We start from the raw sequence: 22,111 nt of genomic DNA, 5'->3' as shown, positions 1-22,111 counted from the left end.
CAACCCCTCGAAGCAATAATTTTTTTCGGATCGGCTTGCCACGCGTCTCTGCGTAGTGGGAACAGGCCGCCAATCGGCAGCCTGCTTTTGTGCTTTCGTTATCCGTTAGAATTCCTGTAAAACGAGTAATTTGGCGTTTAAACAAAAAGGAGCGCCTCGGTATGATGGGGTTACGCACGAGGTAATAGCCTCAAAAAGCCCATCAGGAGGTCGCTCTACTATGAAGTTTAAGGCACAAGATAAGCAAAATCAACTCATTGAAAATATTACCGTTAACCACTTGGTTGTAGGCGTAGATATCGCCCAAGAAGTCCATGTAGCACGCGCTGTCAGCTTTCGTGGGATTGCTCTGGAGCGTCATGCTGGAGTTAAACGTGCTGAGTTACTCCTTTCACTTGCTAAATCCAGTGTGTGTGCCACTCAGGCACTCCACGCATACAAGCTCCATCTTGGGCAGTTGCTCGAAGAATATGACCTGGCCCAGCGCCAGCTTAAACAAATTGAGCATGAGCTCCACCTCATTCTTGAACGTGTTCCTTATGCACAAAAGCTTCTTGAAATACGAGGTATCTATGTTACGAATCTAGCTGGTGTACTCGGTGAGGCTGGTGATCGAAGTGGATATACACACGGAAATGCTTTACTTCGTCATGCTGGGTTAAATCTAGCTGAAGCCAGCTCTGGAAAATGGCGAGGAAAGATGGTGCTCAGCAAACGAGGAAGGTCACGTTTGCGACATTTTCTTTATCTCATGACGATGAGTATGGTCATAACAAATCCAGAAATTCGAGCGTTACATTGTTACAATGTTGAGGAAAAGAAAATGAAAAAAATGAAATCCATTATGAAATTAATCGGTAAGGTAGCGCGAATGCTAGTCGCTTTGGCTAAAAGCAGTCTCGCTTACGAACCTATCAAGGTATTCCCGCAAGCTGCATAACATCAATCCTCATCGGCTCATGCATTCGCAGGATAACAAGATGAACAGAGTATCGGGAGATGTTACGCAAAAGGGCTATGACCCGTTGAGACATGGGAGCATGAATCGCTAGGGCGAAGTGGAGACGTGCGAATTATGGAACAATAGGGGTGATTCCTATTCACCTTGTATTTCCGCACGCCCCAATTTTCCATCCCCAGCCACTGCCTTCTTCATCATCCTCTTCCACACTTTAACTAAAGGATGAAATCCTGCGAATTCATGAGTCCGAGTGAGGATACTGAATCATTTCGAGGGAGCTTAATGGAGGCATTTTCCATCCCGTTACGATCCTAACGGGAGGAAAAATCAGCCAGTGCTGCCCGACGATTCGCACATGGACAGCACCGAGCCGTTCGAAAACTTGCCCATACTCTCGTATGAACTGGAAATCAAGAACGGCGAAGCGGCCGCCGGTCTTCAACACGCGCATTATCTCGCTTAAAGCCCGGTACCGCTCCTCGGAACTAGGAATGTTATGAATGGCCAAACTGGAAACAACGACATCGAATTCGTTATCCGCAAACGGCATGCTCCTCGCATCGCCGTTCACGATCTCCACCCGTTCGGCCACTCCTTCGATAAGGGAGTTTCTACGCGTCGCGTCAGGGTCATTCCCCGACTGGTCCTGTTTGTTCCAAATATCGATGCCGACTGCTTTTCCCGTGGTTAATTTATGGGCAGCCGCGTTCAGCACAAGCCCCCGCCCACATCCGATATCCAGGACCTTCTCGTCGCCGCGAAGCATAACAAGATCAAGTAACCTCTCCCTCTCGCGAAGCTTTCCTATTTTGCTGCTCCATATCATGTACAATGCCTCGGCTGCAACGACCAGAAAGGAAATCACGCAAACGACTCCAATCGCTATGCCCAGCCATTGCAGCTGTCTCGGAAAAATAAAAATAGCAGTGACGCCAAGTAGAAGAAATCCGACACCTATCAGCGAAAGGTTTCGTACGACGATAGGTGCGTCGATGCCGTAGTTTCCCTGCCGTTTTTTGAGTTGATCCATTCACTCACCCCCAGAAATGATACGATCATTATATTTTATTGATCCCAAGATGGTATATTCCACTATCCTCCCTCTATGGAGAAACGTTTTGCTCTTAAATGCTCACGTATTCTTAGAATCTGACCGTAATTAGAATATACCAGATGAAATTCTTATGGAACTTAGTTGAAGATAAAGAAATATGTGGGGCCGGTAAATGCGCAAAAAGTTCTTACCTAGACCATCTCTTTGTAAAAAGTGGATCCATCGGTAAATTATGGTTACACTTATTGGATTTCCACATCAACTCATGGAGGTCAACCCTCCTGCCGATTCGATTCGAATTGCCAGGTTGATCTGTCCTCGGTGATAACCTACTCTCCTCTATTATAGAAGCCGATTCTGCGTTCATAAAGATGGGGCGGACGCCTAACGGGTATTAGAAACCCTTAGAACGGTGAAAACGTCTATTCCAAGCAATTTTTCGCCTCTTACGGAAGCCGCGTCTTCCGGATCCCCTGGCATCGAAGCGGAATCTGTGATTCCAAGTGAATCTTGCGCTTCCACCGGCGTATATTGCTACACATTACACTGCTAAGCATGTCTTTGAGCGGTTATCTCCACTCATTCGTACACTGTTTCAAGAATCGAGTCCAGCCCCTTTAAAATGGATTCTTGCACGGCAAGGGATTGTCGCCTCGGATCAACTCCAGCTCCCCATCTCAACGGTCTCCAAGGAATTCGAATGTGAATTGAACAACTTTTGTTTAAATTGGTATAGTGCATCTTACAACCGGTACAAGGTACAATTTTGTCTCAGGTCGTTTGTTCCGTCATTATTTATAAATAATTTGATCTTTTACACCATCAAACTGTTTCTGTTGGTAAGCCATAAATCCATCAACATCTTTAAAGGTTCCATTAGCGATGGATTCACTCATGTATTTGCCGCTCAGAACCGACCTTCTTGTTGCTTCTTTGATGATATCACTTTCCCAGAATTCATCCTCCGGATGTCCCGATATTTTGATTCTATTTTTCATGAATTCAAGCGCCGCTTCCTGGTCCTTATTCGTTGGTTTGAAGGTCTCAAATGTCTTTCTTTCATATTGAATAACTTCGTTTATCTCTTCACCGGTTGCAGTAATTCCTTGTTGTGTTGCTTGTTCTACGACCAATCCTTCCATAATTAGTTGATTCAGGAGCTCCCGATCACTGGGAATAGGATCATTCTTTTGAACAGCGTTAAGCAGCAAGAAATTAGCTTTAAAAATGATGAAATGTTCATGATTAATAGCCATGCCGCCAACTTCAGCAACAGTATCAGCGTTTGTTTTTTCCTTTGATGAACTACTGCTTGCAGTCTCAATGGATTCATCGGTGCTGCTGGTTTTTGAACGATTTGAAACAGCAAAAGCAATTGTTGTGATGAGGATCAAGGCAACCAGGGCCACAATAGCCGTCAGTTTGTTTTTTTTGGTCATGTTTCTTACCTCCAGAGGGTTATTGTAGAGCTATGACTGACAATATCTTATGATTATTGACGCTTTTTGATAGCCTGAAGCTTCTAATAATTAACAAAAAGTGATCGGAGCCTTCCCGGTTACAGGGCAAGTTGACAAAAATAAAAAGACATGGAATCCCAATGTGAAGAGAAAGGAATTTCTGCCCTTTTGTGCGTTGAGTCTTTAGATAAAGGGTGAAATATGTATTTACGGTAATGCGCAAGTGGCTATGGATGAGCTTTGGAAGCTTTAGACACGTCCACAGGCATATAAATGACGGAGGCTACCATAGCTGCGCTTGCTTCTTGACCCCACTCGCGCACATGCACAAATGGGTTCCGAACACTTCCTTTTACAAGCCTTCGCGATCGGGATTTTCCCCAAGTTCTTTGAGTAGAGAACGAATCTTCATTTCCAGCGGGTCTCTCTGACCTACAATCAATTTACATTTATTTCCTTTTTAATGATACATTTCCTCAGATGTATAAAATCAAAGAAAAATCCAGCCCGAAATAAGGACTGGATTTCACCTCCTAATTCGGCAGCCCAGCTGTCATATCACTCGTTTTAGACCTGTGGCTTTTGCGTCCCAATCTTTCAATTGGTTTGCCAATCATAAGAATCAAGGGAAGCTGCAGGAACGTCGTCTCATTTATCGTCATTCTATCCTTAATAGGAGACTTGGAAAGCCTTTGTCCTCGTTTCCCGGTTTTTTCATTATGGAAATTTATTTAACAAACTACCTAAACCCGGGTCAGCTTATCCGGGTTTCGTACGGCGTAGATTCTGGCAAACTTTCCGCGTCGAAGTTGTATAAATATAGCTGCCACGGTTTTGTCCGTGATAATATCCTTTTCATGGATTATGGACAGGTCTACCTCTCCTATCTACTGTAAAGGATTTTTTTGCGCTCAAATCCAGATGAGACAGAAAGTTATGAAGATTCAGAGAGCATTAATGCAACGCTAGTGACCAGCAGAACATCTTAATTCAGCGACAGCAGGCAGGAAGCAATCGTTTCCTGCCTGCTCTTCTTAGCCTTTAACAGTTTCTCCCTGAGGCAAGCTCAAACCGCCCTTCCACTGCACGCGAATCGATTTCCCATCGAATAAATCCTGTTTGTCGGATACCTGATAATGCAGATGAGGCTCGCTGGAATTGCCGGAATTGCCGCACTGGCCGATCGGATCGCCCTGGGACACCTGATCGCCGACCTTGACAACTGCGGACCCTTTTTTCATATGTGCCAAAAAGCTGAATTCCCCGTTACCGTGATCGATGACGACTACGTTGCCCAAAGGTTGCTCCGCATTCATCACCCCTACAGGTTCGTTATCCTTAATATCGTTCACCACATGAACTACCTTGCCGTCCTGCGGAGCAATTAATTCCTGACCGAATGCATAATAGCTTTCATTTTTCTTGGCGTCGCCTTTGTAGGAGTATCCGTCCTTGATCTGAACGATATCGTACGCGTAACGCTGGCTTTCCAATTCATAGTGATAGTTCACAAGGACATTCTCCCCGCCCCAGAACACGTACCATTCCCCTTTGAAAGGCAGATCGTAAGCGAGTTGCGTCTGGGCGGCATCCGTCTCCGGGAAGCTCTCCAGCGGCATGGCCCGCAGTCCCGTAATTTCCTCCTTCTTGTCCATTATGACCTTAAGTCCCTTCTTCTTGCCTACCGGGTCGATCCATGTGTAATATTGCCAGTCGTTTAACAACCGTCTCGATTGCTGTTCCCACGATTCGACGCCCTCATTGAAACTTTTCAGTGTCTCGCGGAATTGGGCAGACGTCAATTCCTGTTGGAAGTCTTTGCTCAATTGCCCATAAACTTCATCGTACTCCCCATCAAGCAAAGCCTGTCCGATTTGTTCCCCTTTATATTTCGCATCGGCGGGTTCCGGCGATGCCGTATTGTCCGGGGGGGTCGCTCCAGTATTGTTTGGAGCATTCGCTCTGGTATCCTCTGCAGTTTCATTCGCCGGTCCCGACGCCGGTTCTTTCCTGTTTTCTCCGCAGCCCGTCAGAACGACCGCCGCAACAGCCATCGCAAAAATTGTTTTTTTCATCCACTGCACCATCCCTCTGTATATTGTAACTATATTATATATGTTCAATCTTATTCGCAAGGAAACGGAACCTTATCTCTATCTTAATTAAAGAAAATTAAGGCTCCGTTAAGTATGCTGCCATTTCCAAACCGCCGGGAAGTGGTAAAATTAAAACGATAATAAACCCGGCAAAGCAAAGACGTTAACTTGAATGATACCGCCAGGTCGCCAGGTCGCCGCGGCGCCTGCCCCATTAATAAAACGAAGCGATGGAGCGGCTCTCTTGCACCGCTTTATATCCATATTGTAGCATTCAATCAACTTAAATGATTATGCAGTGCAAGCGCTGCACCACAGATGATGAAAATGGGTAAGAATCTCTTAGGCCTGGGAGAGGAAGAGTCGTTCCCTTTCGTGACGAAGTCGACCGTTAGGTTCAATCCCTGGGTAGCTACTCGAATGGCAGAACAAATCTTAACGGAAATTGGGACGGATATTAAGACACAGTTCCTAGTACTGCGCATTTATACTCATGGGCTGGACTCGTACCTGGACATAATGCGTCTTCTTTACTATTGTCTTTTACAGTAACTGAGATTTAATTTTCATGGGAGCTTAATAAAAACAGGAGCAGCTGCCACAGCAAACTGCTCCTTGTTGCGTTCAACTATTACTAACGATTTCCAACATATCTTCAATAATATCAATTACAGCATCAGGACGATCAATGTGGATAGCATGCCCAGCATCTTCAACAATGATATGTTTGCTATTAGACCAATTTAACGAGCTCTTTTTGAAACTCCATCCAATACGTCCAGGATTCTGGCGTGTGGTGGGGTTGCTTTCTGCCTGTTACAACGATAAGCGGAATGCTTCCCAATGATTGGGCAGCTCGAACTTGTTCTAAATTTTCATCAAACTCAATAAGTGAACCATCTTTTTATTTTGATCCTCATGAGATGAATCTAATAGAATGATTCCAACCACCTCTTCTGGATATGTATTTGCATATAATCTAACATTTACCCCTCCAAAGGATTGTCCAACTAAAATTTTGTATACTGTGACGGGGTCGATTATCTTTTTCACTTTCCCCGATACCTGCACGATTATAAACAAACATTTTGGCAAGTTTCGAAACGCCATCACGAATTGGATTCCAGTTGGCAAACGACCAAGCATATCCTGAATCGAAAACAACAGTTGGTTTATCGTTGTTTTCACCCAAATACTCATAATACAGCCTGATGCTGCCTATATCTAATTTTTGTTCCACTATAACATCGTTCAAGATTTTACCTCCCAATCATTATGAATAAAACCAACCTCGTAGTGTCGGTTATTGATCACTCGTTCCCCGTTAGCCATCCATGCATCGCAAAGCTAGTGGATTGGATAAAGCTGCACGGATGTACTCATATGGCCAAGGAGAGTACAAGTGTATACTGGAACCAATTGTGAACGTAATCGAAGCTGATGACACCTGAGTTTTTAGTTGTCAACGCTCAGCATATGAAAGCAGTACCTGGACGCAAAACCGATGTTAAAGATGCAGAATGGATTTGCCAGCTAATGAATTTTCATAGTAGCTCGATGATCTGAAGAAATTGTTTCACTCAAGCTATTCCTCAGAAATCTCTACGCACTATCTAAACCCAATTTGACGCCGAAATTAGGCATTCACCTTGCCTGGGGCGAATATCTTAATGGGGAAGTACATTATAAAAAATTGAGGCGATACATTTGGGATACTTCGTTACTGTGGAACCGGGCGTAAAAGTATTTGTAGAGGACATCAATCCGGAGGGAAATAAAACGATACTTTTTATTCATGGATGGCCGCTAAACCATAACCAGTTCGAATATCAGTTCAATTTCCTTCCTAAGCTCGGATACCGTTGTATCGGAATGGACTGGAGAGGATACGGCAATTCGGATAAACCATTCGACGGTTACAGTTTCGATAGATTAGCAGATGATCTTCGTATGGTCATCGAAGCGTTACAGCTAAAAAACATAACACTTGCAGGACACTCTACCGGAGGCGCGATCTCGATTCGTTATATGGCTCGTTACAAAGGGTACGGGGTATCTAAACTCGTCCTGATCGACGCTGCGTCTCCATCAAGCGTTCCAAAAGAATTTACGAATAAAATCATCGAAGAAACAAACAATGACCGTCCGAAAATGCTGCAAAACCAAACGGGGATTTTTTTCTTTCAGTACATTTCTGAACCGAAATCCGAATGGTTCTTTCTAATGGGTTTACAAGCTGCGAATTGGTCGACTTCCGCCATTATGGTCACGCTAAGAGACGAGAATGTTTACAACGATCTTGGACAGATCGATGTGCCCACATTAATTATTCATGGAATTCATGATAAAGTCGTTCCGTTTACCCAAGCTCAGGAAACAAATAAGCTGGTTAAAAATTCGCAATTGGTTCCATTCCAATACAGCGGCCATTGCCCTTTTTTGGAGGAGCGTGATAGATTCAACCAACTATTATCTTCTTTTGCATAACGCCTCGGAATAGCCACACCATTGCTCACCATAAATATAGTCCGATAATGCCCGATGATTGAGCAAATCTGACTGTTAGTTGAACAAAAGCAGCCGATCCACGTTAATCGGCTGCTTCTTGCTTTTATTGAGCTATCGCTTAAAATTCAATTAACACCTGAAATAAAAACTGTAGGCAAAGCTCTACATAATCGGATTTTGCCTATTATAAACATACACAAATCTACCTTTATCGTTGATTAGGAAGCTTTTGAATTCATTTTCCATAAACAGGACTACGAGCACGAACCACCTTCTAATGCTGGACGCGCCATTCTAGTATATTGCTTCAACGCTCCCTTATGATTAAATGTAGGCGGAATCCAATTCTCGAACCGTTTACGTATAATTTCAGCAATTTCTTCTTGGCTTCTTTCCTGACCATCCGTACCGATAATTTCCATCAATCGATTTGGGATATCAATCAGAACGATGTCATTATTCGCGACTACGGCAATAGGCCCGCCATCCAAAGCTTCAGGAGCTACATATCCAACGCATGGTCCCCGGGTCGCTCCCGAGAAACGTCCATCCGTGACCAAGGAGGTTGTCTTGGACAATACGGGGTCGGATGCAATCAGCTCTGACATGAAGAACATCTCCGGCATACCCACCGCTTTAGGCCCCTGATAACGAATGATGACAATATCTCCTGGCTGAATTTCTTTCGCCAGCAATGCATCCACTGCCTCACGCTCTGTATCGTATACTTTCACCGGCCCTTTGTGCACTTGCATTTCCGCTACGACAGCCGATTTCTTAATCGTTGCTCCCTTCGGCGATAGATTGCCTTTCAGCACGGCAAGAGAGCCCTCGGACTTTAATGGTTTCTGAATCGGGTAGATGACATTTCGTTTATTCAGCTTATAGTTCGCCAAGAACATCTCAGCAAATTTAGGCATTTCGTTATGCTTAAACGCCTCAAGATTTTCACGAAGGGTGAATCCGGTGACCGTCAGCACATCCAGATGAAGGTAATCTTGCAATTCCAGCATAACCTGCGGGACGCCGCCAGCATACCAGAACAGCTCCGTCGGATAATGTCCGGCTGTTTTCGTATCCACCAATACGGGTATTTTGCGATGAATGTGATCAAAGGTTTCCACATCGAGCTCAATACCGATTTCTCTGGCCACAGCGATTAAATGCATAACCGCATTTAAGGAGCCGCCGACCGCAGAGTGAACCATAATCGCATTTTCGAAAGCTTCCCGGGTCAGAATCTTCGATGGGGTGATCCCTGCCTGAACCAAACGCATGATCTGCTGGCCTGCCGCGCGAGCCGCCCGTTTAATCTCCGCGTTCGTAGCTGGAATTAGCGCAGACCATGGAAGAGCCAGCCCCAATGCCTCGGACACGACTTGCATCGTTGCTGCCGTCCCCATATATTGACAGGCTCCGCATGTCGGACAACAAGCACGTTGGAAGGCCAGAAACTCCTCCTTGGTCATTTTATTCTGATCCACTTCCACACTCATATGCCACAGTTCTTCATTCGAGCGCATACAAGGTCCCGCCCCCATCGCCCCGCCAGGAACGTGGATGGATGGAATATCTAACCGAGCAATTGCCATTAAGTGAGCAGGCACAGCTTTATCTCCAGCGGAGGTAAGGACCATGGCATCGAATGGAGTAGCCATTGCATGAATTTCTACCATTGAGGCAATCATGTCACGGGAAAGCAGGGAATAATGCATCCCATTATGAGCCTGTGCGACACCATCACAGATATCGGTAGTCGTATAGACAGCAGGCTTGCCTCCCGTTTGGAAGACCCCCTTCTCCATCTCTCCTACCAATTCACCCAGGTGATAGGAGCTTGGGTGACTTGAGCCATGCGTGCTTTCAACGAGCACTTGAACCTTGTCGAGATCCTCGACCGTCCAATCCATGGACATCCGAAGAGCATCCCCTTCGAAGCTAATCTTCCGTACTTTCTGGCTCTCTAGCTGCTCCGTGTTATTCATACAAGTGTTCCTCCTCTCTATTTCAATACAATGTCAGCTGTCTCATCGAAGGGATACATCGGCCTTGGAATATTGACGAACGTTAAGCTCTTTAAATTCGCTGTGCTTGCGCCAGGCGTGTCAAGAATATAGATTCGATCGGTGAGCTTCTCATACTCTGCACGGAACTGCGCAGCAGATTTCACCAACACAAAATCGGCATCCGACGGCTCCAACCCGACACTGCGATACATAGCGGGATCTCCGGTAAACGTCGGATTTTCCATCAGCAGCAAAGAAATCTTACCGATTTGAATGACGGCACACATTCCCATATTGGCTTCCAGATTGGCAACCATGCCTCCTCCGAAGCGGAATTTAGTGTTGCCTGAGTAGACGACATCGCCCTCGATTTCAAGAGGGCTTCCCGTTGTCGTGCTGAGTGTATGTCCCACCCTCAGCTTCAACCTGCTGCCAACTCCTGCCTCATGAGCACTTCTAGCAGACACAGCATCCACCATAGACAGCAAGCATCGATAGTTCTGGTCCGCTCCGCTACTAAGTAATTCTCGCAATACAGCATTGCTATCCCCGGACGATCCGGCACCCGGACTATCCGCGGAGTCTGACGCAACGACAGGACCTGGAAGCTGCTCCTCCGCGAGCTTGGCTAGCACCTGCGAAGGACTGTATAAGTCAATTTCGAACTCCTTGCGCCTTGACCATACCAGCTCGATTAATCGCTGAGCCTCAGCTTCCGCTTTATGTAGATCTTCTCCCACAACGACGACAGAGAAGCCCATTTCCTTCACATCAAGCCATGGCTGAACAGCGAATAAGGATGTCATTACTGAATCGGCACGGGCTTCACCCGCTTTTGCTTCATCCCAAAGGGAGACCATAGGCTCGAGATAGGTCGTATGCTTCTCCGCTTGCACAATCATTGGAGCCTTTTTTAATACGGTATGGAGCTTCTTATTTGTTTGAATTGCATCGAAGAGAAGCGTTGCCGCCCGATAAGCGGTCGATGCGTAATCAATGTGCGGGAAGGTTTGATAGCCGACGATCGCATCCACATTGTCCAGCATCGCTTTCGTGATATTGGCATGTGAATCCAGTGTAATGACAATTGGAATCGTTCGCCCAACCTTATTGCGAATAGCCGTTATAATTTCGTTGTCCGCACTTTCGCTATCCTCTGTCACCCAAGCGCCATGCATAGCAAACAATACTCCATCATAATCTTCCGCTTGATCAAGCATGGTTAATAGCGTTTGCTTCAGTGTATCCAGAGCTTCCCTGCGAACCGGACCGGATGAGACAGCCTGGGTATACAAGGTGGGCAGCAATGTTACGCCTTGCTCCTCAGCAGCTTTCTTGAATCCGCTCCATTCATTCTCAGCTAGATTAGGCTTATTCAGCTCATTCCCTACCAAGTAAAAATATCGGTAGAAATCTTCTATTGTGCTTGGCTTCGTACTAAACGTATTGCTTTCCTGTAGAATACCGCCAACTACAATTCTCATCTATTCCCGCTCCTTCGTTCAGTGCATAACCCAGCCGCCATCCACATTCAGCGTCTGTCCGGTAATAAAGTCGCTATCCGGAGCAGCAAAAAATACGAATGCGCCTTCAAGATCCTCGGCAGTCTCTCTGCGCGGAATGGATTGCAACGTCGCCATCCTCCGTGCGGTTTCAGCCGGATCGTAATTCAACTCGTCCTCACCTTCGGATTCCGTCAATACTGCACCTGGAGTAATGCAATTTACGGTTATTCCGTCATTTCCAACCTCTCTTGCCAATGCACGAGTAAACCCAATAATGGCTCCTTTAGAGGTTACATAATGCAGAAAATTTTTCTGACCGGTAAATTGCGTAACCGAGGAGACGTTAATGATTTTTCCATATTGCTGCTTCTGCATATAAGGATATACAGCCTTCGCTGTATACAATTGGGACCTTACATTCGTATCCATCACCAAATCCCAATCGGCATCCGTAATCTCATACCAGGCTTGGCGCGGATCAATTCCCGCATTATTGACCAGAATATGCACAGTTCCAAAACGGGCTACTGTCTCAGCTACCATCGCTTGAACCTCAGCTTCTTTGGTTACATCTGCACGAAATGCGAATGCTTCTCCACCCTCGCTCTGAATTTGCCGCACAACCTCTTCTGCCAATTCCGGCTCGGTCGGATAATTAACAACAACCTTTGCTCCCTCACGAGCAAACCTCTTCGCAATCTGAGCGCCGATGGAACGCGAGGAACCTGTAACAATAGCGACTTTATCTTTAAGCCTCATTTGGATTTATTCACCTTTCCCTTAAAATACAACCGCTTGCATTTACCGTAGAATACCATCCTTATTTATTTAAATCAACCCCATATTTTATCCGCAACAGATTCCTTATATAGTGATGAAAATACCGTTTAATGATGCTATAATATAAACATTCATTAAAATACAAACGATTGTAAAGTTACAACAATATCTAAAAGGAGCTAGACCATGATTACACTCAAGGAAGTTGCCAAGGCAGCCGGAGTAAATCCTTCAACCGTCTCTCGAGCTCTCTCTGGTGATAAGCGAGTGAAAGAAAAAACTCGCAAAATGGTTGAAAAGCTCGCAGCCGAGCTTAACTATACCCCCAACTTTATGGCCAAAGCGCTAAGTGGCAAACGCACCCACCTCGTAGGCTTGATCGTTCCGGAAATTAGCAGCAATTACTATGCTCAGATTATCGAATTTATTGAAACGGCACTTAAAGGTAAAGGGTATTCGCTGATCATAGGTACAACTGGCTGGAATGCTGACAGGGGTATGAAAAACGTGGATTTGTTCATCGGTCGCAAGGTCGACGGGATCATCTATGCCGATCAGCTAAGCCCGGAGATGGGCAATATTTTCCGCCAAGAAAAAAAATACAGCGACTTTCCTGTTGTGACCATTGGTTCAGCCGATCGTTCACATGACGTGGAGATCGTAACAGTAGACGAGGGATATGGCATTTCCCTGCTTGTTAACCACCTCGTCTCTCTCGGACATCAGACATTTGGCTTCATCGGGGAGCACTTGTCCTCTGGTATCCGGCTTCCTCTGTTTATCCGCGCTTTAGCGCAAGCCGGACTTTCTTTCCACCCCAACCATATCAAATCTGGCAAAGAGCGGTTCGAGGCTGGAGGATATTTAAGAATGAAGGAATTGCTAGCGGAAGATGATCGGCCGACTGCCGTGCTTGCTTCTTATGATTATCTGGCAATCGGGGCAATGAAGGCCGCGCACGAAGCCGGATTGCAGGTCCCTGAACATATCTCCATAGTCGGCTTCGACAATGTCCGGGAGTCCGAGTATTTACTCACGCCTCTGACGACCGTATATCCTCCGATTAAGGATATGACTCAAAGAGCCATAGATATCCTTATTGAGAAAATAGAACAAGATTCGACGCGCTTAAGACCGCCGGCTACGACTACCGTATATCCCCAGCTAGTCATCAGGCAATCTTCCAGTGCGCCTGCGCCGGCAACGTTCACAAGTTCACCGCGGCACTCGTAGATGCCGGTCGGCTTTTAGATGTTAAAGTAGATGTACCGACCGAAATAAAAGGGCCAGGAGAATTTCCCCCTGGTCCTTTTACGTCACTTAAACTAACTCATAAATTCAGCTTCGCTTATTTGTGTTTCTTGGAATGCCGATTTATATTTCTCAATATTGCTTACAGCTACAACGCGATTGTCTTTGAGTTGATAAATGAACGGTTCGATAATACCGTAATAATGAGGTCCGCCCGCACCACTAGGCGCTATAGTAAAAATATATTCTTCTCCAGCAAGCAAGGTGGCACGTAAGGGAGCCTTTTCCTTTTTGTACGCTCCGCCGCCAACTGCATTTTTGATTTGGCTGCCGGTCTCAAGGTTTCCTTTTAATACCTTCGTCACCGTTACATTATAATCCGTTCCGGGAACAACAACATTAGTGTCTCCCTTCGTCGGGTCCGTTGCATTCCTTCTCAAGTTCCGAGGTTCTCCTACTCCGTCCAAGACTTTCCCTGTAATGACGATCGGCGCGTTTTGAATGGCAACATCGATATTGGTCGCTATTGCCTCATCGGTGTGTGTGGTTGTCCTTCCTTTCATATGATAAACCAAAAAACAGAACGGTTGCCAGAAGAGCCGCGGCAAGAACGGTCACCGTAATGCTTCTGAACCGAATGGACATGTTTTCGTCACTCCCTAGCGAGCCGATCCAATAAATCGACAGCCACACTCAATTTTTTTCTAACTTGGATTAGTGTCAGGGTTTGGTAAATTTTTGGTCCAGATCTGCTTCGGTTAAATTCGTTTCCTGAAAAGCAGACTTAACTTGATTGTCATTCGTGACAGCCATGACCTTATTGTTCTTCAATTGAAAAATATACGGTTCAATCATTCCGAAATAACTTGCGGGACCAGAAGGAGAAGGAGCTAATGCAAAGATATATTCGCCATTTTTAGCTAAAGTCGCCTGTAATTTTGCGCTTTCACCTTTGTAGGTTCCTCCAGGAACAGCCACATTGATTTGACTGTTTGGCTGGACTTCTCCTTTCAACACTTTAATTACCTCTACTTTATAATCGGTGCCGGGAACACTAACCGTCTGATCTTCTTTCGTCGGATCGGTCGAATCTCTCCTTAGGTTCCGCGTTATCCCCTGGTCATCAATGACCCTGCCGATCACGACAACCGGAGAAGTATCGAGAGCCATATCAATATTATTGGCAGTTGCCCTTCTCGCTTCACCTTGCGACGATCTATTGACTTGCAGGTAAACAAAGTAAAACAGTGTAGCAGCGAATATAGCAGCCAAAACTGTAATGCCATAACTTTTGACTTTTGTTGTCATAGTCGCTCCCCCCTAAATTAAGGATATATCGCATTTGCACCGTTTTTATCATCCTGTAACGGAGTCGTGTCGGTATAAAGTCCCGTTGCCCACATCACTGTAGGCGAAACCGTGGAATGCCCCAGGCCAATAAAGTGTCCGATTTCATGAAGAGCAGTATTGATTTGCAAATTTGTTTTGTTAAGCGATCCGGAGTAATTATAAAACCAAAGGTTGTTCAGCCCTGCATCGCCACTATTCGCATTTGAGGTGAAGATCGTGATAATATAGACAATTTTAGCAAGCAAAAGGTTGCCAGGTAGTATGGAAAATTTTACAAAAGGAACATCGATAATCATCCCTTCAACCAACGACAAATCCGATTTGGCCGCCGTATGCCATGTGGACAGATGATAATCTCCCCTCAGCCCCCAGTCTATCACGTGATCGGGAGGCTCGACGGGAAATTCATGTATTCAGTCGAAAAACGGCGCTGACCACTCATCTCGGGCGCCTTTGAAGGGTACATCAAGCCTGCACATCCGGTAGCAACAAAAATTACCTTTTCCCCTCTTCCAAGAAGCATCCCAAATATGTCATAATAAGTACATGTATGGTAGTTGTACTTAAATACACGCGCTTTATTCGAATCGGAGGTGACTTTACTGAAGGCGTTTACAGTAATGCGCCGCCAAGCTCTGCTTCATCACACGAATCGGCAATACTGTAGGATTGGAATTCGAATCGTCCAAAGGAGCTGATTGTTCGATGAGACCGTTTGATCAACGAAACCTGAACCATGTCCAACGCACGGGAATGTGCGCTCTGCTCGCTCTCATTCTGCTGTTCGGGACTGTCCCCGCCGTCTTCGCATCCGGAAACGATTGGTACGACGACTACGTCGCCTATGAAAGCTCGCAAGGCGGAAACTACTACGCCTCGTCCGATTCCGCCTTGCTCGGCTGGCAGGAAAGCTACATGCTTCGCAGCTATATCAACCTGTACGACATGACCAAAAACACCGATTGGCTCGACAAATTCACATTACATGCGGACACCGTACTTGGCAATGCCGACGATTCGGACGGCGACGGTTATTCGGGCTGGAGCACCTACCGATACTCGCCGAACTTGACGACGAACGGCACCTTCGCCGCCGGTGCGGCTGGGGATGCCACGCTCCCGGGCGGATGGACCCGCTTTCAGTCGACCTCTACGACCGCTTACCGTTCCAACAGCCCGGGGGCGTACAATACCGTCGCTTCGGATACTTGGGGTATGGTCCTCAAAACGAACGGCACTTCCTGGCAGAAGCTGTACCAGCCGATTTCCTACGAGCCGAAGACGAAGTACCGGGTATCGTTTTACGGCAAAACGAACGGCTCCGCCGCCAAAGGCCGCGTGTACGTCCACGACCGGACGGCCAATACAGTACTGGCCAGCGTCATATTCGATAATACGTCCTGGCAAAACATTACGATGGACTTCAACGCTCCTGCGGTATCCGGCCACAACCTCGAACTGTGGCTTGCCCACGCGGACTACGCGGCCACGGACGGCATTGCCTACTTCGATGACGTCGCGGTTAACGGCTGGTTTCCATATATCGTTCATGACGGGATGATCGGCGTGCCGATCGCCGATTTTATCCGTCACGTGGACCGCGATCCAACCGCTCTTTCCGCTTATGCGACGAAAGCGGCGGCCTACCGCCAGTTTATCGAGAATGAAATCGTGCCGCGCTGGGAGGGCAGCAGCTACATCGGCAATACGTGGGTCGCCGGCTCCGCCTCGGCAGGCTATTACAAGGAACCGCCCAACGTCGATTCATTTGCAACGGCGACCGCGCTCGATCCGCTGCCGTACAACCAGTTTCTCGCCTTCGCCGAGCTTTTGGCCATTATGCACGATGTAAACGGCAGCGCCGCCTATTTGGACAAGGCGAACAAAATGGGGCAATATTTCAAGAACAGCCTGACGACGGTTGGCACCGCATACGATTGGGGTTACGCCGGATATACGACCCGCACGGAAGATACGTCCCATGCCAATGTCGACCTGACCCCCGTAATCGAATTGTTCAACAAAGAGCAAATATTCGACGGCACGGATCTCGGCAAATTTTCCGCCACGCTGACGACGAAGGTTTGGAACGGTTCGCTCTCTTCGCCCAAGCTGCACAATTACGTCGACGGAACGCAAGGCACCCTCGCCTCGGACTATTTGTATACGAAGGATATGAGCGGCTGGCTGAAGCTTGCCCAGTTCGATCCGACAGCATGGATGATCGGCGCCGGGCAGTACGGATCGAGTCCGCCCTCGCGGTTTATTGAAGCGCAGGTATTAAGCCTGATCATGAAATGGGATCCGGTGAAGCTGGTCAACCAAGGCTTCGAGCTGAAGTCGGGCGGAGACGCCATGCTCCCGGCCAGGTGGACCCGTTTCCAGTCGACGGCCGCCACCGCTTATTTGGATGCCGCCAACAAAGCTTCCGGCAGCTACGGGCTGACGATCGTATCGAACGGCACCTCTTGGCAGAAGGCTTACCAGGAATGGAAGCAGTACAAGGCATCGACCGACTATGTCGTCACTTTCGACGCGAAAACCGACGGCTCGGCGGCGGGAGGAAAAGTATGGGTAATCAACGAGACAACAGGCTCGACGATAGCCGCCTATAATTTCACGAACACCGCCTGGCAGACGCATACGTTCACCTTCTCTTCCCCTGCCAGTTCGACGGACGAAATCCGCGTCTACCTGGGACATAACAGCTACACGACCAGCGGGGGCAAAGCCTATTTCGACAACGTCGTCATCAAGCAATCCGGCGATTCCTGGTAGAGTATCGGAGTCGGAGCGGTCGAATACTCGTTTGATTGCTGCCAGCTTATCAAAAAATCCATAACCCATTTGGAAGAGCGCATCGCTGCTAGCGATGCGCTCAATTGATTATACAAGTTGAACCGATTTTTCTGCCCTATCAATAAGAATACCGCCACAATTCCGAATCATTTTTCTTATAGTACAGATTGCCGAAAGAATCGCCCGTCAACATATCCGCGCCTGTCGTGACGATGTTGGTAACCACTTTGGTCGACTTATTGATTTTGAACAGATAAGTGTTCTTGATCGTGCCGTACACATAATTCGGGTCCTTGGCCACAGTGACCAGATCGGCATCCCGGTAAGTGCCGCTCGGATAGAATACATCCGTATATTTTTGCTGAAAGTATTCGAATGTATTGTTGGCCGGGTTGAATACGAGCAGGTAACCGTCCGCGAATCCCCAAATCTTATTATCGACCACAATCAATTCGGTGATAGCCTTGATTCCGGTAACCGGCATAGGAAGCTTCGTATTCGTTCCGGTAGCCGGATCGTAGATGAAAAACTCGGCGGAGGTCGTCGTCGGTGTCGTCGAGTAGCCTCCTCGTACGGTCGTACCTCCATATACCTTCCCATTATAATAAGCTAATGCGATCACACTCTGGTCGTTCACGATACCCGTATGAACCGTGGACGCTCCGGTCGTCAAATTGTAGACGGTCAAGGCTCCGTCCATGGCCCCCGTTTTTGCCGCCGTCCCCATGAACACTTTGCCTTCTCCGAACGCAAGCGCTTTGGGTCGATCCTGACCTTGGGTCGACGTACTTACGAGCAGTCTCGGATTCACGTTTTCCACCCACGGCAGGGAAGGATTGTATTCGTACAAATTCCCGCCCGGATAAGCGGCAAAGTACATTTTCCCGTCGTATGCGCCCATTTTGTCGACTTGGGTGATCGGAGAATGCATCACTTCTTCCAAAGCATCGTTCCCGTCCCCTCGAATCGGTTTGTATATGCCGATTCCGCCGGTCAAATACGCGCTGGTATAAATACTCCCCTCCGGTCCGGTCGAGATCATGTTCAAGTCTCCCGGAATTTTGGCCGCGCCGCCGACTTGAGCCAGCCGGAACATACCATTTTGCGGATTATATTTCAGGATATAGGTTTGATTGTTAATGGCGCATATTCCTACGAGCGTCTTGCCGGGAAAGCTCGTTTGATCGGTCAGCGTAACCCACTCGAAGCGCTTGACTCTTCCCCCGACATCGAAACCTAGATTCGAGGCCGTTTTCGAAATGATGTCGTACGCATACAATTTGCCCAAATTGGTGAAGTACACTTTGCCGTTATGCTCGGGTGATGCATGGGAGGTCGCGCCCACGGCGGCATCTGTCGCCACGGATTGGAAGGAGCCGTTGGCATTTTCCGTAACGTTCAGCACGACCATCGTTCCCCCGATACCGACAAATACCCGTTCGCCCGTATAATCGATCGTTCCCGGAAGGGAGATTCCGGCATAGGCGGACGGCAAAATGTCGGTCGTCTCGCCGGTGACATTATCGAACCGGAGTACGGAGGCGTTTGCTCCGATGCCCAAATAGGTGACATCATGAGTCGCGTCGTAAGCCAGCGCTCTTATGTAGTTTTTGCCAGGGGCAAACGGCTTCGAGCCGATTTGGGCAAATCCGGCTGTCGGCGTATATTTGAAAAACACCGCGCTGTCGTATGTCCCGCCGTAAATTTTGCCGTTCGTTCCCGCTTTCAGATCATAAATGATCGTTTCTCCTGAGGATGCCTGCCCCAGGTCGGAAATCGTCGTAGTACCGGCTGTATGTTTATAAAGTCTGCCGTTGGAATAAGCTCCGAAATAGATTGATTCGTCCGTCGAGGTGGCAGCCGCCCAGACACCGGTCGGGTCGGTTGTCCCGGCGGGAAATGTGATGACCGACGTAACCGATTCCGTATTCGTATCGATGACTTCCATCTTCGGTAAATGGGCACCGGAGCCGGTCACGACGCCGTATGCTTTATGCGCATTCGGTCCGATCCCGAAGGTCGTCCCGTTTGGGGAAGCGTCGTACACTTGAACGCCAAGGCTGGTGAATTCTTTGGAGATAAGAACATTATCCCAATACGCCGTCCCTACGCTTTCCTTGTTCGAGTAGAGCAGTACAGCCACTTTAGCCGTGTTGGCAGGAGCGGTCATTTTGACTTGAATATTCGTCCATTCGCCGGACGGGGTGGAAATCGAAGTAAACGCGCCGCTGATATACGCGTTCGAGCTGTTGTAGAACCGGATATACAAATCCGCATAGCCGCTCGTCACAAACACTCTGGAATAGGCGACATACATTGTTCCCGCTGCCGCCGTCAGCTTGGCGCTCTCCAAGCCGAAGGCTCCCGCCGGATCGCTGTCCGTCAGCTTTAGGCTCTTGGTTCCGTCGTCCGCCTGCTCCGTTACCGCGCTGAACGTGCCGTTCGAATTACCCGCCCCGAACGTTTGGGTCCAACCCGTCAAATCGTTCTCGAAGCTATGATTGGAGATCAACAAGTCTGCCGCTTGGACCGGCGTAATCAGATACATTCCGGCCATACACACTACTAACGACAGCAGCAAAGACAATCCTTTTCTTGTACTCACATTCAACGAGAAACGCCTCCTTGGATTCAATCCATTAAGTGCTTACATTTGTAGTAGAACGAAGAAGTAAGGAAAAGCGATACTCTTGTTGATGATCCTGGTACTGTACTGGTATCGTTAAGATGATACCAACTCTGTTTGACGCCGTCAATCCCATTTCAGAGGCGATCCCCGGCAATGCCTCCTGTGCGATAGCCCCTGCTCTGTTTTCATGGCGTAAACGCCGTGATATGATGTATAAAGTTCCATTATGGTCCGGGGGTGTTCGCTATAAATAAACGAGTTTCCAGTAAAGACAAACTCGATACCGTTCTTCAGGAACTTCGGGAACAAATTCGCAGCGGTTCCATTCGACCGGGTGAGTATCTCGTTTCCGAAGCGCACTTGGCCAAGAAATATCATTTAAGTAAAACCACTTTGCGAAAAGTGCTCGCGGATTTGGAACGCGAAGGCCTGATCGAAAAAATTCCCTGCATCGGAAACCGCGTGCGGGAAATCGCAGCCGAACGGAGAAGCCTCAAGTTTTATTGTTATGATGTATGCTACGAGCTTCCCGTGTATCGCCACATGATCCAAACGTTTCAAGACAGCCATCCTGATGTCGAGATCGACCTGGTCCCGCTGCCGAATGCTAGCTATATAGAACAAATTCTGGATAAGCTCGAGGAGGGCGAACAAGCCGATCTCGTCCTATTATCGGATGACCATTTCAACTATTTGGAGGATACGGGCAAGACGGATCTTCTGTGCCGAGCGTCATCGGCTAATGAAATATACCCGAAGCTGCAGCATATGTTTAGCGTCAAGGGAGAGCTAAAAGCAGTTCCGATCGTGTTCTCGCCTATTGTCTATTGCTGCAATTCGTCAATCGTTCCGGATTCGGAAAATTTGAAGCTGGACAGCTGGGACGACCTGCTGCAGCTTTCCAAGAAATTGACGAAATCCGATGCCGACGGGATCAAGCAGCAGTACGGACTCGCTTTTACCGCGTCTCCTCGCCGTTGGCTTATGTTTATGCATCAGAACGGCGGGAGCTTTTTCGGGGAAAACGGCCGGCCAGCCTTCGCCGAACCCGCCACGGTGGAAGCGATCCAATTTTTCGAATCCCTCATCGACAGCAATTTGATTTCCCCCTACATGCAGGGAGACTTCAGAGCCGACCGGTTCTTGTTCGAGAACAGCAAAGTCGCGCTGCTGCTGTCGAGCTATTTTTTCATGAACGAGCTGCATTCGCTCCCCTTCAAGTGGGACGTGCTTCCCTTCATGCCGAGCGACAAACAGAAGTCCACGCTGCTGATCGGAAGCGGAATCGCGGTTCCTGAACGAAGCGAGCATCGCAAGACGGCGCTTGAATTCGCCAGGCATATGGCTTCGGAATCATCACAAAGCTATCTGAAGATGAACGCCTGTTCCATACCAGCCAACCGGAGCGTCGCCGAAAACCGGAGCATCGTAAACCCGTCCATCCATCCGAAGCATTATCATTCGTTTATAGATTTGCTTCCCTTAGCGGTGCCGCTCAAAGACTTGGGCGTAGGCTACCGGCTGCTATCGGAAATCGGGCTGGAGATGCTGTACGTTTGGATGAAGCTCGACACTGCCTCCGATACATGCCGACGCGTCCAAGAAAAGCTGCTCAAGCCCGTTTATGAGCAATCCCTTGCAGCCTCGTCAAATCAGATGGGATGAAGACGTTACTGCATACAAGAAACCACGGCTTCCGCATCCGGTAGCCG

Annotated in this window: 15 protein-coding genes, 3 pseudogenes and 1 riboswitch; of the genes and pseudogenes, 7 read left to right on the top strand and 11 right to left on the bottom strand. The window is 47.8% G+C overall.

The genetic code is table 11. The annotated features are described in order from the left end of the window. Window positions 1-349: 349 nt before the first annotated feature. A pseudogene (locus tag IEY46_RS00655) lies at window positions 350-940 on the top strand (transposase); the annotation flags it as partial. A gap of 259 nt (window positions 941-1,199) precedes the next feature. On the opposite strand, the gene IEY46_RS00650 reads toward IEY46_RS00655, so the two are convergent. Next, window positions 1,200-1,991: a class I SAM-dependent methyltransferase gene (locus tag IEY46_RS00650; protein ID WP_188988158.1), complete on the bottom strand. Its 792-nt coding sequence runs from the start codon at window positions 1,989-1,991 to the stop codon at window positions 1,200-1,202. A 527-nt stretch (window positions 1,992-2,518) separates the two neighbouring features. Here IEY46_RS00650 and IEY46_RS36190 point away from each other — a divergent pair. Beyond that, window positions 2,519-2,668: pseudogene (locus tag IEY46_RS36190) on the top strand (hypothetical protein); the annotation flags it as partial. Between the two features lie 138 nt (window positions 2,669-2,806). On the opposite strand, the gene IEY46_RS36185 reads toward IEY46_RS36190, so the two are convergent. From IEY46_RS36185 to IEY46_RS36865, 3 genes are all read right to left on the bottom strand, one after another. Then, complete coding sequence (locus IEY46_RS36185) at window positions 2,807-3,454, bottom strand: SurA N-terminal domain-containing protein (protein WP_229750213.1); 648 nt, start codon at window positions 3,452-3,454, stop codon at window positions 2,807-2,809. Between the two features lie 558 nt (window positions 3,455-4,012). Beyond that, window positions 4,013-4,096, bottom strand: a riboswitch (cyclic di-GMP riboswitch). 413 nt (window positions 4,097-4,509) lie between these two features. After that, on the bottom strand, window positions 4,510-5,550 hold the full coding sequence (locus tag IEY46_RS00640) for a peptidoglycan DD-metalloendopeptidase family protein (protein WP_188988154.1): 1,041 nt from the start codon (window positions 5,548-5,550) through the stop codon (window positions 4,510-4,512). A 1,000-nt stretch (window positions 5,551-6,550) separates the two neighbouring features. Next, entirely contained in the window at window positions 6,551-6,826 is a 276-nt protein-coding gene (locus IEY46_RS36865) for an alpha/beta fold hydrolase (protein ID WP_308422766.1), read from the bottom strand. An 83-nt stretch (window positions 6,827-6,909) separates the two neighbouring features. Here IEY46_RS36865 and IEY46_RS36975 point away from each other — a divergent pair. Both IEY46_RS36975 and IEY46_RS00630 read left to right on the top strand, forming a co-directional pair. Beyond that, a pseudogene (locus IEY46_RS36975) lies at window positions 6,910-7,110 on the top strand (IS110 family transposase); the annotation flags it as partial. 168 nt (window positions 7,111-7,278) lie between these two features. Then, window positions 7,279-8,058 carry an alpha/beta fold hydrolase gene (locus tag IEY46_RS00630; protein ID WP_188988152.1) on the top strand — a complete coding sequence of 260 codons (780 nt, stop codon included), beginning with the start codon at window positions 7,279-7,281 and terminating at the stop codon, window positions 8,056-8,058. 275 nt (window positions 8,059-8,333) lie between these two features. Here the strand turns inward: IEY46_RS00630 and ilvD are convergent, their stop codons facing one another. The 3 genes from ilvD to IEY46_RS00615 are packed head-to-tail and all read right to left on the bottom strand — an operon-like array spanning window position 8,334 to window position 12,349. Continuing rightward, window positions 8,334-10,064 carry a dihydroxy-acid dehydratase gene (ilvD, locus tag IEY46_RS00625; RefSeq protein WP_188988150.1) on the bottom strand — a complete coding sequence of 577 codons (1,731 nt, stop codon included), beginning with the start codon at window positions 10,062-10,064 and terminating at the stop codon, window positions 8,334-8,336. 17 nt (window positions 10,065-10,081) lie between these two features. Beyond that, a complete protein-coding gene (locus IEY46_RS00620; RefSeq protein WP_188988148.1) occupies window positions 10,082-11,569 on the bottom strand; it encodes a M81 family metallopeptidase in 1,488 nt (495 codons plus the stop codon). 18 nt (window positions 11,570-11,587) lie between these two features. Then, window positions 11,588-12,349: an SDR family NAD(P)-dependent oxidoreductase gene (locus IEY46_RS00615; protein ID WP_188988146.1), complete on the bottom strand. Its 762-nt coding sequence runs from the start codon at window positions 12,347-12,349 to the stop codon at window positions 11,588-11,590. 207 nt (window positions 12,350-12,556) lie between these two features. Between IEY46_RS00615 and IEY46_RS00610 the strand changes: the two genes are divergently transcribed. Continuing rightward, on the top strand, window positions 12,557-13,603 hold the full coding sequence (locus IEY46_RS00610) for a LacI family DNA-binding transcriptional regulator (protein ID WP_188988144.1): 1,047 nt from the start codon (window positions 12,557-12,559) through the stop codon (window positions 13,601-13,603). Window positions 13,604-13,695: 92 nt separating this feature from the next. Here the strand turns inward: IEY46_RS00610 and IEY46_RS00605 are convergent, their stop codons facing one another. From IEY46_RS00605 to IEY46_RS00595, 3 genes are all read right to left on the bottom strand, one after another. Continuing rightward, window positions 13,696-14,061 carry a hypothetical protein gene (locus IEY46_RS00605; RefSeq protein WP_229749972.1) on the bottom strand — a complete coding sequence of 122 codons (366 nt, stop codon included), beginning with the start codon at window positions 14,059-14,061 and terminating at the stop codon, window positions 13,696-13,698. Window positions 14,062-14,341: 280 nt separating this feature from the next. Then, window positions 14,342-14,929, bottom strand: a complete 588-nt coding sequence (locus tag IEY46_RS00600) for a hypothetical protein (RefSeq protein WP_188988140.1) — start codon at window positions 14,927-14,929, stop codon at window positions 14,342-14,344. A gap of 17 nt (window positions 14,930-14,946) precedes the next feature. Next, complete coding sequence (locus IEY46_RS00595; RefSeq protein ID WP_229749971.1) at window positions 14,947-15,285, bottom strand: matrixin family metalloprotease; 339 nt, start codon at window positions 15,283-15,285, stop codon at window positions 14,947-14,949. A 391-nt stretch (window positions 15,286-15,676) separates the two neighbouring features. On the opposite strand from IEY46_RS00595, the gene IEY46_RS00590 reads away from it, so the two are divergent. After that, a complete protein-coding gene (locus IEY46_RS00590) occupies window positions 15,677-17,749 on the top strand; it encodes a hypothetical protein (protein ID WP_188988136.1) in 2,073 nt (690 codons plus the stop codon). Window positions 17,750-17,888: 139 nt separating this feature from the next. On the opposite strand, the gene IEY46_RS00585 is transcribed toward IEY46_RS00590, so the two are convergent. Then, window positions 17,889-20,375: a carbohydrate binding domain-containing protein gene (locus IEY46_RS00585; protein ID WP_229750187.1), complete on the bottom strand. Its 2,487-nt coding sequence runs from the start codon at window positions 20,373-20,375 to the stop codon at window positions 17,889-17,891. A 261-nt stretch (window positions 20,376-20,636) separates the two neighbouring features. Between IEY46_RS00585 and IEY46_RS00580 the strand changes: the two genes are divergently transcribed. Then, a complete protein-coding gene (locus IEY46_RS00580) occupies window positions 20,637-22,064 on the top strand; it encodes an extracellular solute-binding protein (protein ID WP_188988132.1) in 1,428 nt (475 codons plus the stop codon). Window positions 22,065-22,111: the final 47 nt, after the last annotated feature.

Source organism: Paenibacillus nasutitermitis (assembly GCF_014641075.1).
GTDB classification, from domain to species: Bacteria; Bacillota; Bacilli; order Paenibacillales; family Paenibacillaceae; genus Paenibacillus_Z; species Paenibacillus_Z nasutitermitis.
Note: the sequence above shows the minus strand (reverse complement) of the source record. Positions and strands in the feature narration are given on the sequence as shown.

What these genes read in the sequence shown, in the direction of transcription:
- IEY46_RS36185 (WP_229750213.1), bottom strand. Translation starts at nt 3,454, where the DNA reads ATGACCAAAAAAAACAAACTGACGGCTATTGTGGCCCTGGTTGCCTTG.
- IEY46_RS00650 (WP_188988158.1), bottom strand. Translation starts at nt 1,991, where the DNA reads ATGGATCAACTCAAAAAACGGCAGGGAAACTACGGCATCGACGCACCT.
- IEY46_RS00600 (WP_188988140.1), bottom strand. Translation starts at nt 14,929, where the DNA reads ATGACAACAAAAGTCAAAAGTTATGGCATTACAGTTTTGGCTGCTATA.
- IEY46_RS00620 (WP_188988148.1), bottom strand. Translation starts at nt 11,569, where the DNA reads ATGAGAATTGTAGTTGGCGGTATTCTACAGGAAAGCAATACGTTTAGT.
- ilvD (WP_188988150.1), bottom strand. Translation starts at nt 10,064, where the DNA reads ATGAATAACACGGAGCAGCTAGAGAGCCAGAAAGTACGGAAGATTAGC.
- IEY46_RS00610 (WP_188988144.1), top strand. Translation starts at nt 12,557, where the DNA reads ATGATTACACTCAAGGAAGTTGCCAAGGCAGCCGGAGTAAATCCTTCA.
- IEY46_RS00640 (WP_188988154.1), bottom strand. Translation starts at nt 5,550, where the DNA reads ATGAAAAAAACAATTTTTGCGATGGCTGTTGCGGCGGTCGTTCTGACG.
- IEY46_RS00590 (WP_188988136.1), top strand. Translation starts at nt 15,677, where the DNA reads ATGAGACCGTTTGATCAACGAAACCTGAACCATGTCCAACGCACGGGA.
- IEY46_RS00615 (WP_188988146.1), bottom strand. Translation starts at nt 12,349, where the DNA reads ATGAGGCTTAAAGATAAAGTCGCTATTGTTACAGGTTCCTCGCGTTCC.